This window comes from Flavivirga amylovorans (genome assembly GCF_030540875.1).
In the GTDB taxonomy this organism is placed as follows: Bacteria; Bacteroidota; Bacteroidia; order Flavobacteriales; family Flavobacteriaceae; genus Flavivirga; species Flavivirga amylovorans.
This window is the reverse complement of record NZ_JAUOEM010000004.1, coordinates 234,751-248,001: the sequence shown is the minus strand read 5'-3', so window position 1 is coordinate 248,001 and position 13,251 is coordinate 234,751. Positions and strand designations below refer to the sequence as shown.

At 33.3% G+C, this 13,251-nt stretch carries 13 protein-coding genes; 10 read left to right on the top strand and 3 right to left on the bottom strand.

Going from position 1 to position 13,251, the window contains the following annotated elements:
* Positions 1-114: 114 nt before the first annotated feature.
* Together odhB and Q4Q39_RS12725 are read right to left on the bottom strand one after the other, a co-directional pair.
* Complete coding sequence (gene odhB, locus Q4Q39_RS12730) at positions 115-1,323, bottom strand: 2-oxoglutarate dehydrogenase complex dihydrolipoyllysine-residue succinyltransferase (RefSeq protein WP_303282878.1); 1,209 nt, start codon at positions 1,321-1,323, stop codon at positions 115-117.
* A gap of 47 nt (positions 1,324-1,370) precedes the next feature.
* Complete coding sequence (locus Q4Q39_RS12725; RefSeq protein WP_303282877.1) at positions 1,371-4,112, bottom strand: 2-oxoglutarate dehydrogenase E1 component; 2,742 nt, start codon at positions 4,110-4,112, stop codon at positions 1,371-1,373.
* 173 nt (positions 4,113-4,285) lie between these two features.
* On the opposite strand from Q4Q39_RS12725, the gene Q4Q39_RS12720 reads away from it, so the two are divergent.
* Positions 4,286-4,801, top strand: a complete 516-nt coding sequence (locus Q4Q39_RS12720) for an alpha-ketoglutarate decarboxylase (RefSeq protein ID WP_303282876.1) — start codon at positions 4,286-4,288, stop codon at positions 4,799-4,801.
* Here the strand turns inward: Q4Q39_RS12720 and Q4Q39_RS12715 are convergent.
* The gene (locus Q4Q39_RS12715) at positions 4,798-5,298 is read right to left on the bottom strand and encodes an RrF2 family transcriptional regulator (RefSeq protein WP_303282875.1); all 501 of its coding nucleotides are present in this window, start codon (positions 5,296-5,298) and stop codon (positions 4,798-4,800) included. The two genes, Q4Q39_RS12720 and Q4Q39_RS12715, sit on opposite strands and share 4 nt — an antisense overlap.
* A gap of 51 nt (positions 5,299-5,349) precedes the next feature.
* Here Q4Q39_RS12715 and Q4Q39_RS12710 point away from each other — a divergent pair, with 51 nt between their 5' ends.
* The 9 genes from Q4Q39_RS12710 (at position 5,350) to Q4Q39_RS12670 (ending at position 13,237) form a co-directional block, all read left to right on the top strand.
* Positions 5,350-5,850 carry a c-type cytochrome gene (locus Q4Q39_RS12710; RefSeq protein ID WP_303282874.1) on the top strand — a complete coding sequence of 167 codons (501 nt, stop codon included), beginning with the start codon at positions 5,350-5,352 and terminating at the stop codon, positions 5,848-5,850.
* 120 nt (positions 5,851-5,970) lie between these two features.
* A complete protein-coding gene (locus Q4Q39_RS12705) occupies positions 5,971-6,543 on the top strand; it encodes a fasciclin domain-containing protein (protein ID WP_303282873.1) in 573 nt (190 codons plus the stop codon).
* Between the two features lie 31 nt (positions 6,544-6,574).
* Positions 6,575-8,542: a Sec-dependent nitrous-oxide reductase gene (nosZ, locus tag Q4Q39_RS12700; protein ID WP_303282872.1), complete on the top strand. Its 1,968-nt coding sequence runs from the start codon at positions 6,575-6,577 to the stop codon at positions 8,540-8,542.
* 247 nt (positions 8,543-8,789) lie between these two features.
* The gene (locus Q4Q39_RS12695) at positions 8,790-9,383 is read left to right on the top strand and encodes a hypothetical protein (RefSeq protein WP_303282871.1); all 594 of its coding nucleotides are present in this window, start codon (positions 8,790-8,792) and stop codon (positions 9,381-9,383) included.
* 84 nt (positions 9,384-9,467) lie between these two features.
* Positions 9,468-9,905, top strand: a complete 438-nt coding sequence (locus Q4Q39_RS12690; protein ID WP_303282870.1) for a nitrous oxide reductase accessory protein NosL — start codon at positions 9,468-9,470, stop codon at positions 9,903-9,905.
* A gap of 97 nt (positions 9,906-10,002) precedes the next feature.
* Positions 10,003-11,238, top strand: coding sequence for a nitrous oxide reductase family maturation protein NosD (locus Q4Q39_RS12685; RefSeq protein WP_303282869.1), 1,236 nt, complete (start codon positions 10,003-10,005; stop codon positions 11,236-11,238).
* Positions 11,232-11,927, top strand: a complete 696-nt coding sequence (locus Q4Q39_RS12680) for an ABC transporter ATP-binding protein (RefSeq protein WP_303282868.1) — start codon at positions 11,232-11,234, stop codon at positions 11,925-11,927. Before Q4Q39_RS12685 ends, Q4Q39_RS12680 begins: the two co-directional genes overlap by 7 nt.
* Before the next feature lie 92 nt (positions 11,928-12,019).
* Positions 12,020-12,802, top strand: a complete 783-nt coding sequence (locus tag Q4Q39_RS12675) for an ABC transporter permease (RefSeq protein ID WP_303282867.1) — start codon at positions 12,020-12,022, stop codon at positions 12,800-12,802.
* 12 nt (positions 12,803-12,814) lie between these two features.
* A complete protein-coding gene (locus Q4Q39_RS12670; RefSeq protein WP_303282866.1) occupies positions 12,815-13,237 on the top strand; it encodes a hypothetical protein in 423 nt (140 codons plus the stop codon).
* Positions 13,238-13,251 lie beyond the last annotated feature (14 nt).

Sequence of the window (13,251 nt, the reverse complement as noted above, 5' to 3'; positions counted from 1 at the left end):
TATTGTTATTTCTATAAACCTTATAATGTGTTTTAGTTAGTTAAGTTGAAGAAAAAGGGAGCTACCAATTGTTGTTGATAGCTCCCTTTTTTATTTCAAAATTTAGGACTTGAACTAAAGTTCTAAAGCTTTCTTAATATCATTATTCATTAATAATTCTACCGGATTTTCTAAAGCTTCTTTTACTGCAACTAAAAACCCAACACTCTCTTTCCCATCAATAATTCTATGATCATAAGAAAGCGCTACATACATAATTGGACGTATTTCTACTTTTCCATCAATTGCTACTGGACGCTCAACAATATTGTGCATTCCTAAAATACCACTTTGCGGTGGATTAATAATTGGTGTCGATAACATACTACCAAATACACCTCCATTAGAAATTGTAAAAGTTCCTCCTGTCATTTCATCAACCGTAATTTGCCCGTCACGTGCACGAATAGCTAAACGTTTCACTTCTGACTCTACACCTCTAAAGCTTAAATTTTCTACATTTCTCATTACAGGAACCATCAATCCTTTTGGTCCGGAAACAGCAATGCTAATATCGCAAAAATCATAGCTTAGCATTTCTTTCCCATCAATCATTGAATTAACCGCAGGATACATTTTTAATGCTCTAACAACCGCCAAAGTAAAGAAACTCATGAACCCTAGTCCTACACCATGCTTTGCTTTAAATGTTTCTTTATATTCTGAACGTAACGCAAAAATTGGAGACATATCAACCTCATTAAAGGTTGTTAACATCGCCGTTGTATTTTTAGCTTCAACTAAACGTTCAGCAACCTTACGACGTAACATCGACATTTTACTTCGTGATGTTCCTCTGCTACCTCCTGTTGGTGTTCCCATAGATGGTACTGCTTTTACAGCATCTTCTTTAGTCACTCTTCCATCTTTTCCTGTTCCAGAAATAGAAGCGGCATCCATGCCTTTTTCTGCTAAAATCTTTTTAGCGGCAGGACTTGCAGAACCAGTTGCGTATGTTTTTGTTTCAGGTGCAGTTTGTTTTGGAGTCTCAACTTTTGGAGCTTCCTCTTTTTTCTCTGCTTTAGGAGCATCTCCTTCTGGTTTTGCTGCACTGGTATCAATTAAACATACAACAGCTCCAACTTCAACGGCATCACCTTCTTCTGCTTTAAGTGTAATGGTTCCGCTAACTTCAGCTGGTAATTCTAATGTTGCTTTATCACTGTCTACCTCTGCTATAGCCTGGTCTTTCTCTACATAATCTCCATCTTCCACTAACCATGTTGCTATTTCCACTTCTGTAATGGACTCCCCTGGCGAAGGCACTTTCATTTCTAAAATCATTCTTTATAATTTTAATTGTATATGAATTATTTCTTTTTTAATATAAACTAGTCGATATTGAACACAGCATCAATTACAGATCGTTGTCTTCTTTTATCTCGTGTACTGGATCCTGGTGCAGGCACCGAGCTATATGGTCGAGAAGCTACTTCTAACTTCACTAAATCCATACGTTGTGCCATAAAACTCCAAGCTCCCATATTTTTAGGTTCTTCCTGGGCCCAAACATAGTTTTCTACATTTGGATACTTATCTATAATCCCTTGTATGTTCTCTAAATGTAATGGGAATAATTGCTCAATTCTCACTAAGGCAACATCTTCTCTTTTTAATAATTCTCTTTCAGCCAATAAATCGTAATAGAATTTACCTGTACAGAAAACCAATTTTTTCACATTTTTAGAAGCTATTGTATCGTCTATAACTTCTTCAAACTTACCAGTAGCTAATTCATTTATTGACGACACTGCTTTTGGATGACGTAATAAACTTTTAGGTGTGAATACTATTAATGGTTTTCTAAAATCACGTTTCATTTGACGACGCAATAAGTGGAAAAAGTTTGCTGGTGTAGAACAATCTGCAACAATCATATTATCCTCACCGCACAATTGTAAATAACGTTCTATTCTCGCCGATGAATGCTCAGACCCTTGTCCTTCATATCCATGAGGTAACAAAACAACAATACCATTCTGAGACTTCCATTTATCTTCGGCTGCCGATAGATATTGGTCGAAAATAATTTGTGCGCCATTACTAAAATCACCAAACTGGGCTTCCCAAACAGTTAATGTATTTGGATTAGCCATGGCATAACCATAATCAAAACCTAGTACCCCATATTCAGATAAAAAGGAATTATAAATATCCATATGACCTTTATTATCTGGATTAGTATTTAATAGATTAATACGTTCTTCAGATATTTCATCACGTAAAATAGCATGACGATGACTAAAGGTTCCTCGCTCTACATCCTGACCAGAAATACGTACATTGAACCCCTCCTCCATCAAACTGCCATAAGCCAAAGTCTCTGCCATACCCCAATCAAGCGTATCGGTTTCAAAAACCATTTTTTTACGCCCGTCAAGAATTCTTTCCGCTTTACGTAAAAATTTAACGCCTTCCGGAACTGTAGAAACTATTTTTGAAATGCTTTCTAATTTATCTTTTGGATAATTTGTTTCTACTGTTTCAAGCATACCATCTACGCCTTTACGATCAAATGCAGACCAACGCTCTTGCATAAACTCTCTAACTTTCGAAGACTCTGCCTCTTTAGATTTAGCATATTCTTTTTCTAACGTCTCTTTAAAATCTGAAACAATTTTATCTACATAAGCTTTATCTATAGTATTTTCTGCAATTAACTTATCTGAATATATTTTAAATGGATTCGCGTGTTTAGATATATTTTTATATAGTTTAGGTTGCGTAAAACGAGGCTCATCACCTTCATTATGCCCATATTTACGATATCCTAATAAGTCAATATATACATCTTTTTTATAACGCATTCTATATTCCAATGCCATTTCCACGGCATGTACTACAGCTTCGGCATCATCTGCGTTAACATGTAAAACGGGTGATAACGTTACTTTAGCGACATCTGTACAGTAAGTACTAGATCGTGCATCTAAATAATTAGTAGTAAAACCAATTTGGTTATTAACAACAATATGTATAGTTCCTCCTGTTTTATAGCCATTTAATTGACTCATCTGTCCGACTTCATATACAACGCCTTGACCTGCAATAGCAGCATCTCCGTGTACTATAATGGGTAATATTTTTGAATTATCGCCATCGTAGTCACTATCTATCTTTGCACGTGTAATACCTTCTGCAACCGGTGCAACAGTTTCTAAGTGAGATGGATTTGGCACCAAATTCATCTTAATATTTTTTCCGTTTTGATAGGTTTTATCTAAGGTTAAACCTAAATGATATTTAACATCACCATCAATATTTTCATCTTCAAAATCTTTACCATCAAACTCACTAAAAAGCTCATTCAGTGGTTTCCTAAATATATTAACCAACGTACTTAAACGTCCACGGTGTGCCATTCCTAAAACACATTCTTTTACACCATACTTTTCTACCGAATAAAAAAGTACATTACTAATTGCAGGAATTAAAGATTCTCCTCCTTCTAAAGAAAAACGCTTTTGCCCAACATATTTAGTTTGCAAAAAGTTTTCGAATGTAACTGCTTGATTTAATTTAGAAAGTATATATTTTTTGGTTTCTACAGAATAATCAGGTTGATTATCATTTTTATTAAGCTGAGTTTGCCACCAACTAATAACCTCCGGATTTCGCAAATACATATACTCAACACCAATAGAGCTACAATAAATATTCTCTAAATGGGTAATTATTCTACGCAATGTTTTAGCTCCAATACCTAGAATTTCTCCTGCATTAAAAACCGTATCTAAATCGTTTTCGGAAAGACCGAAATTTTGTAATTCTAAAGTAGGCGTATAACTTCTTCGCTCTCTTACTGGATTCGTTTTAGTAAATAAATGACCACGCATCCTGTAACCATCAATAAGTTTAACAACATTAAATTCCTTTTGAACATGTTCTGGAATTTGAGTAGAAACACCTTCTACAATCTCTCCATCTAATCCGTAGTTCTCACTACCAAAATCATAGCCTTGGAAAAAAGCTCTCCAACTAGGTTCTACTGAATCTGGGTTCTGTAAATATTGATCGTATAAATCAGCAAAATATGCTGTGTGTGCTGCGTTTAAAAATGAAAATTTATCCATTGCTATTTTTAATCCCGTGTAGGTTAGTCAAAATATTCTCCAAAAATACAACTTTTACTAAAATTAGATGTTTCTTTGACTATATTTATAAGCGTGTAATACTCTTTTAACGAATATGCGATTATTACTTGTTAATTTTTTAACGATTTCTAATTTTGATGAAGACATTGCTCATGATTAATAAAAAAATATTTTTAATTATTCTTGTTGTATTATTTAGTCTGAACAATTTAACTGCACAGCGGGAAACCAGTTACTTCTGGAGTCATGTTCGTTTTGGTGGCGGTATTGGATTGAATTTTGGTAATGATTTTTTTAGTGGAACCCTGGCTCCTAGTGCTATTTACCAATTTGATAAAACGTTTGCTTTAGGTTTAGGGCTCAATGGGACATTTAATAGTCAAAAGAGAGTTTATAAATCAACCATTTTAGGTGGTAGTTTAATCGGTTTATTTAACGTTATTAATGAAATACAACTTTCTGCCGAATATGAACAACTCAATGTAAGCAGGCGCTATAACACTAATTTAGATATTCCTAACGATAACTATTGGTCTCCTGCCTTATTTCTTGGTGCTGGTTACAGAAACGGCAATATTACTTTTGGAGTAAGATATGATGTTTTATATGACGAAAGCAAAAGTATTTATATAGATCCTTGGGCACCTTTTGTCAGGTTTTACTTTTAAAGAGGTAAAAAAGCATTTCCTAATTTAACTTCTTTAACCAAATCTTTAATAGTTCTAGATCTTAAATTATTTAATATCTGAGCTCTTGACGCACTCAGCTCATTATGCAATGGGCAAGGCTTTTCTTCATTACATTTTTTTAAACTCATTAAGCAGGAATTCAATCTTTTTTCTCCATCTATAATATTCACAATACTAATTATAGGTTGCTCCAAATTTGTTTCATCTAAATAAAACCCTCCCTTTGGTCCTCTCGCAGAAGACACTATTTTTTCTTTAACCAACGGCTGCAATAATTTGGCAATATAAGCTTGTGGAACATTTATAGGTTTAGAAATGTTCTTAACCATGACCTTCTTTTTTTCGCTGGCATTTAAGGCTAAAAATAACACCGCCTTAATAGCATATTTTGATGAATTTGATAACATATTTAAATATGGTAAACTATAGAACAAATATAAAAAGGATGTTTTCATCCTTAATATGATTTTTATCATATTTTATTGATCTATATGGTTTTACATTTGTGCTACTAAATTAAATCATTTATGAAAAAAACACTAAATATTGCAATGATATTATTAGTATCATTTCTAATAAGCTGTGGTGGTAAAGAAGAAAAAAAGAAAGAAGGGTTTTCTTATGAAAAAAAAGCACCTACTGAAAATAAAATAAAAAAAGTTGAGTCTGTACCTGCTTCTAAACAAATAGATTTAGATAACAAAGGTATTGGACCTATTTCATCTATTAACCTTCCTTCAGAAATTGATCAAACCATGGCAACTCACGGTGCAGATGTATTCAAGAAAATGTGTACAGCCTGCCACAGACCAGATAAAAAATTTATTGGACCTGCTCCAAAAAATATTTTAGACAGACGTTCTCCAGAATGGGTTCTGAATATGATATTAAATCCAGATGAAATGGTTCAAAAAGATCCATTAGCAAAAGCATTACTTATTGAATTTAATGGCTCTCCTATGGCAAACCAAAACCTATCTGAAGAAGATGCCAGAGCTGTATTAGAATATTTTAGAACATTAAAATAACAACCAAATGAAATGAGCATAATTAAAAATTTCGATACCACCTGAAATATTTACTATGCAAGTGACACCTACCTGCCAGCAGGCAGATCTGGCTGCTAACTAACAACTAAATACAAACAGATGAAATCATTAAAGCAAACTATTCTTATGTTGCTGTGCATTATAACATTCACAGCTTGTAAAAACGAAAGTAAAGAGACCTCGACGAATTCAAAATCTGAAAAAGCAACAGTTCAACAAGAAAAATCTGGACAAGCTTTTATCAAAGACGATGAAGGAAAACCTACAGTTTTGCATATAGCTATTGGCTCTAAAGATCATACAACTTTAGTGGCAGCTGTTCAAGCAGCAGAGTTAGAGAATGCTTTAGTAAATGCTGGTCCATTAATGGTATTTGCTCCTACTAACGAGGCTTTTGAAGCCTTACCAGAAGGTACTGTCGAAAATTTATTGAAGCCGGAAAACAAAGGTGCTTTAGCTAATATCTTAAAATACCACGTGACTCCTGGAAACTACTCAAAAGATTTTCTTAAAAAGTTTAAAAAACTAGGGCAAGCAAATAACGGCTATGTTAAAGTAGACGTTGTAGATGGAGAACCATTAATTGGTGGTGCCAAAATTATTGCAAGTGTACCAGCTGGTAATGGTATTGTACATGTTATTGATAAAGTATTATTACCTCCTGCGGAATAATTAAAACACACTAACTAAATTAAATAAGACAATGAAAAATATTTTAAAATCTACGCTTGCATTATTAAGTGTTCTTGTAGCGTTTACAAGTTGTGATAATGCATCTAAGTCTAATAATTCTGGAGCGCTTTCCAGTAGTGCTGCTGAAAAAGTGTATGTAGCTCCTGGAGAACATGATGAATTCTATGCCTTTATCTCTGGTGGTTTTAGCGGACAACTTTCTGTTTACGGTTTACCATCTGGACGTTTATTTAAAGTAATCCCTGTATTCTCCCAAGATGCAGAAAAAGCTTATGGATATAACGAAGAAACAAAACCTATGCTAAATACATCACACGGTTTTGTGCCTTGGGATGATGCTCACCATCCAGACATTTCTCAAACAAATGGTGTTGTAGATGGTCGTTGGGTATTTATTAATGGGAACAATACACCTCGTATTGCAAAAATAGATTTATCAACTTTTGAAACTACAGAGATCATTGAGGTTCCTAATAGTGCTGGTAATCATAGTTCTTCTTTTGTAACTGAAAATTCAGAATATGTTGTTGCAGGTACTCGTTTTTCTGTACCGATTCCTCAAAAAGACATGCCTATAAAAGACTATAAAGGCAACTTCAAAGGATCACTCTCTTTTATCTCTATAGACCCGGAACATGGTCATATGGATATTAAATTCCAATTAATAATGCCTGGTTTTGATTATGATTTATCACATCCTGGTCGTGGAAAATCTCATGGTTGGTTCTTCTTTACTACTTATAATACAGAAGAGGCAAGCACACTTATGGAAGTAAACGCATCTCAAAATGATAAAGATTTTATTGCCGCTGTTAACTGGAAGAAAATTGAAGACTATGTAAATAATGGTGGTGGTACTATGATGCCAGCAAACTATGCGCATAATGTCTACGATGAAGCAACACATTCGGCAACTTCAACTATGAAAAAAGAAGTCCGTATTGTAAATCCTTTAGACGTCCCTGGTGCCGTTTATTTCTTACCAACTCCAAAATCCCCACATGGTTGCGACGTTGATCCTTCTGGCGAATATATTGTTGGTAACGGGAAGCTATCTGCTAATTTAACAGTACATTCTTTTACTAAAATGTTGGATGCCATTGAGAATAATAAAGTAGCTGGTGATGCTTATGGTATTCCTATCTTAAATTTTGAAGATGTATTAGCTGGCGTTGTAGAACAACCAGGTTTAGGCCCCTTACATACTGAGTTTGATGGTAAAGGAAACGCCTATACCACTTTCTTTATTTCTTCTGAAGTTGTAAAATGGAAATTAGGAACTTGGGACGTTGTAGACAGACAACCTTGCTACTATTCCGTTGGTCACTTAATGATTCCTGGAGGAAACTCACAAAAACCATTTGGCAAATATGTAGTAGCAATGAATAAGATTACTAAAGACCGTTATTTACCAACAGGTCCAGAAGTAACACAATCAGCTCAGCTTTATGATATATCTGGAGAAAAAATGGAACTATTATTAGATTTTCCAACCATTGGAGAGCCTCACTATGCTGCTGGATGCCCTGCTGATTTAATAAAACCACGTTCTAAAAAACTTTTCAAATTAGAAGACAACAAACACCCATATGCTGCTTTAAGTGAAGCGGATACGAAAGTTGTTAGAGACGGTAAAATAGTTCATGTTTACATGACCACGATTCGTAGTCACTTTGCACCAGATAATATAGAAGGTGTTAAAGTAGGAGACAAAGTATATTTCCATGTAACAAATTTAGAGCAAGATTACGATGTGCCTCATGGGGTAAGTATCATTGGAGCTAATACTTCAGAATTACTAATTATGCCAGGACAAACAGAAACCTTCCTATGGGAGCCTAAACAAGTAGGTGTATGGCCTTTTTACTGTACAGATTTCTGTTCCGCATTACACCAAGAAATGCAAGGGTATGTTCGCGTATCTCCAGCAAATTCTAATACGCCATTAAAATGGTCGCTCGGTGAAGACATTGAATAAAAGGGGAATTTTGTTTTAGTGTTTATTTCCCTATTTAAGGCGAGAGTTATTCATTTCGCTCTCGCCTTTCTTTTTAAAATACTAAAATTCCTGCGACTTGTGCTGAACTTGTTTCGGTAAGACAGTAATCTCAAAAACATTCATCTAATTAATAATTGAATGTTTAATGCTCCTAAATAAGGCTAATACCCTAAAGAATAATAGTATAACTTAAAATGATAGTCTCGTATTTATGGGAATTATAAAGATGAAAAGATCAAATATAATCATGCTTATTGCAGCATTATTACCATTAGGGTTATTCTTTTTTCCTCTTTGGAAAATAACACTGGAAGCACCACAATACCCTACTCCGCTAGGTATGTATATTCATATTAATGATTTTTCTGATGTACACCCACATGATATTAAGAACATTAATTTAATGAATCATTATGTAGGAATGAAATATATTCCTGAGGCAATTCCAGAATTTAAAATTTTCCCTATAGGAATTATTATCACCACGCTCATAGGTCTAATAATTGCTTTTAAAGGCAACTACAAATGGTTCTTGTTTTGGTTTATTTTAATGATTCTTTTAAGCAGTGCTGGGCTTTATGATTTCTATTTATGGGAACACGATTACGGTCATGATCTAGACCCTAAAGCTATTATGAAATTCACAAATCCAGATGGGAGTGTTATGGGCTTTCAACCTCCTTTATTTGGTAGTAAAGACATTTTAAATTTCAGAGCGCATTCTTATCCAATGCTAGGAGCTTTTTTCTTAGGTTTTGGAATTGCAGCATCATTTATAGCCTATTTATTTGGAAAGAAACACAACAAAATCCCATCCTAAACCCTGCTCAAAGGGAAAGGTTCGATATACTTAAGTTCCCTTTCCTTTAGAAAGGGTTAGGGATAAGACTAAAAACACTAAAACATGCAAACACTAAAACGATACTCAACAATACTATTATTGCTGCTATGCTTCGGCTGCAATATAAAACCACAAGCTATTGATTATGGAAAAGACGGTTGTCATTTTTGTAAAATGACTATTGTAGACAAAATTCATGCTGCTGAAATTGTTACAAAAAAAGGTAAAGTGTATAAGTTTGACGCTACAGAATGTATGATCAATTTCACTGAAGAATTTGACATATCCGAAATCCAGCTCTATCTATCAAACAATTATAATGAGCCAGAAGCTTTAATAGATGCTTCGCAAGCAACCTTCTTAATAAGCGAAAATATACCCAGTCCTATGGGAGCATTTCTATCAGCTTTTAAATCTGAAGAGGATGCTAAAAAAATTCAAAAAGAAAAAGGAGGTACACTATACGATTGGGAAGCATTATTGGCACATTTAAAAGGCTAGTATTATGAAATGAGACATAAAACAATTCTTGATACTACTAACCGAGATTAAATGGCGAATTACATCTGACAGATAAAAAACAATAAAATTTAAACAGATGAAAAACTTATTGCTTTTTTTCGCAGCCATTTTAATGGCCTACTCTACATATGCTCAAAATATTGAGGTTTGTAGTACATGTGCTATTTCAACTTTAAAAAAAGCCATTTCTGTTGTAAAAGATTTTGACACAGTTTTAGTAAAAAAAGGCACTTACAAAGAACACAATATTTTAATTGACAAACCCCTCACTATTATTGGTGAAAACTATCCAGTAATCGATGGTGAATTAAAAGGTGAAATTATAACGATTGTTTCCGATAATGTAACGATTGATGGCTTATTCATTATAAACGTTGGAACTAGCTACACTGAAGATTATGCTGCTATTCGAGTAAGAAAAAGCAAGAATTTTGTGATTCAAAACTTAGTTTTAGAAAAACTATTTTTTGGAATTTATTTAGAAAAATCAAGAGACGGAAAAGTGTTTCATAACAAGATCATTGGAGATGCTGTTGAAGAATATAACTCCGGAAATGGTATTCAATTATGGTATAGTAAAAATATTGAAATAGAACACAATTTTGTACAACATGTACGTGATGGTATTTATTTAGAATTCTCTGATGATTGTTTAATTAAAAATAATGTCAGCGCAGAAAACCTTCGTTACGGTTTGCACTTTATGTTTTCTAATAATGATATATATCAAGATAATCTATTTGAAAAAAATGGTGCTGGTGTTGCTGTTATGTTTTCAAAAAAAATAAAGATGCTAAATAATACTTTTAAAGAAAACTGGGGAACAGCTTCCTATGGAATGCTTTTAAAAGAGATAAATGACGCAGAAATTCGAGGAAATACTTTTGAAGAAAACACCATTGGTATTAACATTGAAGGCTCAAACCGTATTGTTTATAAAAACAATGATTTCATTAATAATGGGTGGGCCATTAAAGTTCGAGGTGCTTGTTACACGAATAGTTTTGTAGAAAACAACTTTCTATATAATTCTTTTGATATATCCTATAACAGTAAGATAAACGATAATGTTTTTGATAAAAATTACTGGACGAGTTATACTGGTTATGACCTTAATAAAGATGGTATTGGCGATGTGCCTTACAGACCCGTAAAACTCTTTTCATACATTGTAAACAGAACCCCGGAAACGATCATTCTATCGCGTAGTTTATTTATTGATATTATTGATTTTTCTGAGAAAGTATCACCAGTTTTCACGCCTGATAATTTACTAGATAACAATCCACTAACAAAGAGAATAACATGGTAAGCATTGAAAATTTACATAAAAAATTCAATAAAAATATCGTACTCAGTGGTGTTGATTTAAACATTTCAGAAGGCGGCATTTTTGCTATCCTCGGACCAAATGGATCTGGAAAAACAACACTTATTAAATCTATTTTAGGGATGGTTATTCCAAACAAAGGCACTATTAAGGTTCAGGGAGAACATATTAAAAACAGTTCTAGTTACAGACATAAGATTGACTATTTACCGCAGATTGCGAATTTTCCTAACAACCTAAAAGTTAAGGAACTTATTAAAATGATAAAAGATTTGCGCGGAGATACCAATGAAGATCAACGCCTAATCGAACTCTTTACGCTACAGCCTTTTTTAGATAAAAAATTAGGCAATCTTTCTGGCGGTACCAAACAAAAAGTGAATCTGGTTTTAACGTTTATGTTTGACAGTCCTTTAATTATTTTAGATGAACCGACTACTGGCTTAGATCCTATTTCACTTATACGATTAAAGGATTTAATTCAAGCAGAAAAAGCGAAAGGAAAAACCATATTAATCACCTCTCACATCATGAGTTTTGTTGAGGAGGTATCAGATGAAATTGTTTTTCTTTTAGAAGGACAGATTTACTTTAAGGGGTCTATTTCAGAATTAAAAAACAAAACCAATCAACCAGATTTTGAACACGCTATTGCGTCTATATTAACTTAAATTAATTAGGTCTCGACTGCGCTCGACCTGACAATCTGAATGTAAAATGTCTCTCAAGCGCAGTCGAGAGGTTTGTAAATTGAAACAAAATTATGCTTAAAATATTAAAATATAGTTTTTTCGATTTAATGCGTAGCCGTTGGAGTTATGTATATTTCGCTTTTTACTTATTACTAGGAATCGTTTTACTGTTCCTTAATAATGATTTATCAAAAGCAGTCATTACATTAATGAATGTTATTATTGTACTAGTCCCCTTAATAGGAACCATTTTTGGTGTGATGTATTATTATAATTCCAAGGAATTCACTGAGCTTTTATTAGCACAACCTTTAAAACGCTCATCTATATTTTTGGGTCAATATCTAGGCGTTGCCGTTTCCTTATCTATGAGTTTGATTTTAGGATTAGGGATTCCTTTTGTTGTTTACGGTTTATTCAAATCAAATGCCATTTGGGATTTCTCTTTATTACTTATCACAGGAACGTTTCTAACACTAATTTTTACAGCTTTAGCTTTTAATATCGCACTAACTAACGAAAACAAGATTAAGGGTTTTGGATATGCTATTTTGCTTTGGTTATTTCTAGCCATTATTTACGATGGTTTGTTTTTGATGTCTTTGATCTTATTTGAAGATTATCCATTAGACAAATTATCTCTCATTGGCACCATGTTAAACCCCATTGATCTATCTCGAACACTTATTTTGTTAAAATTAGATATTTCAGCATTATTAGGATATACAGGAGCTGTCTTTAAAAAATTCTTTGGAACTAATTTTGGCCTTATCGTATCTTTTATAATGCTAACTACATGGGTTGTTTTACCTGTATTACGGATTATATTTAAATCGAAAAAGAAGGACTTTTAATTTACACGTTTTATGAGATACTTAATATTTATATGTCTTATTGTTGTAGGCTTTAGCTGTAAAAATAATACTGCTAAAAAAGAGACAGGTGTCATTCTTGAAACACTAATACTGAATCAAGAGAAACCCTGGATCGTAAATAATGAAACTCATACAGGTATTACAAAAATGGATTCCTTAATCACAAAATTTACAGCTTCAAAAGGTCAAAATTACACACTACTGGGTGAGTCATTATCAAAGCAAACCAGCTATATCATTAAAAATTGTTCTATGAAGGGAACGGCTCATGATCAGTTACATGTTGTTTTGGTTCCTATGCTAGATGAAATTTCTATTATGAGGGAAGTCAACAATATTACAGTAAAAAAAGCAGCACTATTAAAGTTACAAATTTATATAACCAAATACTTTGAACACTTTACCATTGAATGACATGTATCATATTT

Bases quoted from the DNA above. Each gene is read 5' to 3' on its own strand.
- Q4Q39_RS12725 (WP_303282877.1), bottom strand. From the start codon at position 4,112: ATGGATAAATTTTCATTTTTAAACGCAGCACACACAGCATATTTTGCT.
- Q4Q39_RS12685 (WP_303282869.1), top strand. From the start codon at position 10,003: ATGAAAAACTTATTGCTTTTTTTCGCAGCCATTTTAATGGCCTACTCT.
- Q4Q39_RS12675 (WP_303282867.1), top strand. From the start codon at position 12,020: ATGCTTAAAATATTAAAATATAGTTTTTTCGATTTAATGCGTAGCCGT.
- Q4Q39_RS12720 (WP_303282876.1), top strand. From the start codon at position 4,286: ATGATTAATAAAAAAATATTTTTAATTATTCTTGTTGTATTATTTAGT.
- Q4Q39_RS12670 (WP_303282866.1), top strand. From the start codon at position 12,815: ATGAGATACTTAATATTTATATGTCTTATTGTTGTAGGCTTTAGCTGT.
- Q4Q39_RS12710 (WP_303282874.1), top strand. From the start codon at position 5,350: ATGAAAAAAACACTAAATATTGCAATGATATTATTAGTATCATTTCTA.
- Q4Q39_RS12695 (WP_303282871.1), top strand. From the start codon at position 8,790: ATGAAAAGATCAAATATAATCATGCTTATTGCAGCATTATTACCATTA.
- odhB (WP_303282878.1), bottom strand. From the start codon at position 1,323: ATGATTTTAGAAATGAAAGTGCCTTCGCCAGGGGAGTCCATTACAGAA.
- Q4Q39_RS12705 (WP_303282873.1), top strand. From the start codon at position 5,971: ATGAAATCATTAAAGCAAACTATTCTTATGTTGCTGTGCATTATAACA.
- Q4Q39_RS12715 (WP_303282875.1), bottom strand. From the start codon at position 5,298: ATGATAAAAATCATATTAAGGATGAAAACATCCTTTTTATATTTGTTC.
- Q4Q39_RS12690 (WP_303282870.1), top strand. From the start codon at position 9,468: ATGCAAACACTAAAACGATACTCAACAATACTATTATTGCTGCTATGC.
- nosZ (WP_303282872.1), top strand. From the start codon at position 6,575: ATGAAAAATATTTTAAAATCTACGCTTGCATTATTAAGTGTTCTTGTA.
- Q4Q39_RS12680 (WP_303282868.1), top strand. From the start codon at position 11,232: ATGGTAAGCATTGAAAATTTACATAAAAAATTCAATAAAAATATCGTA.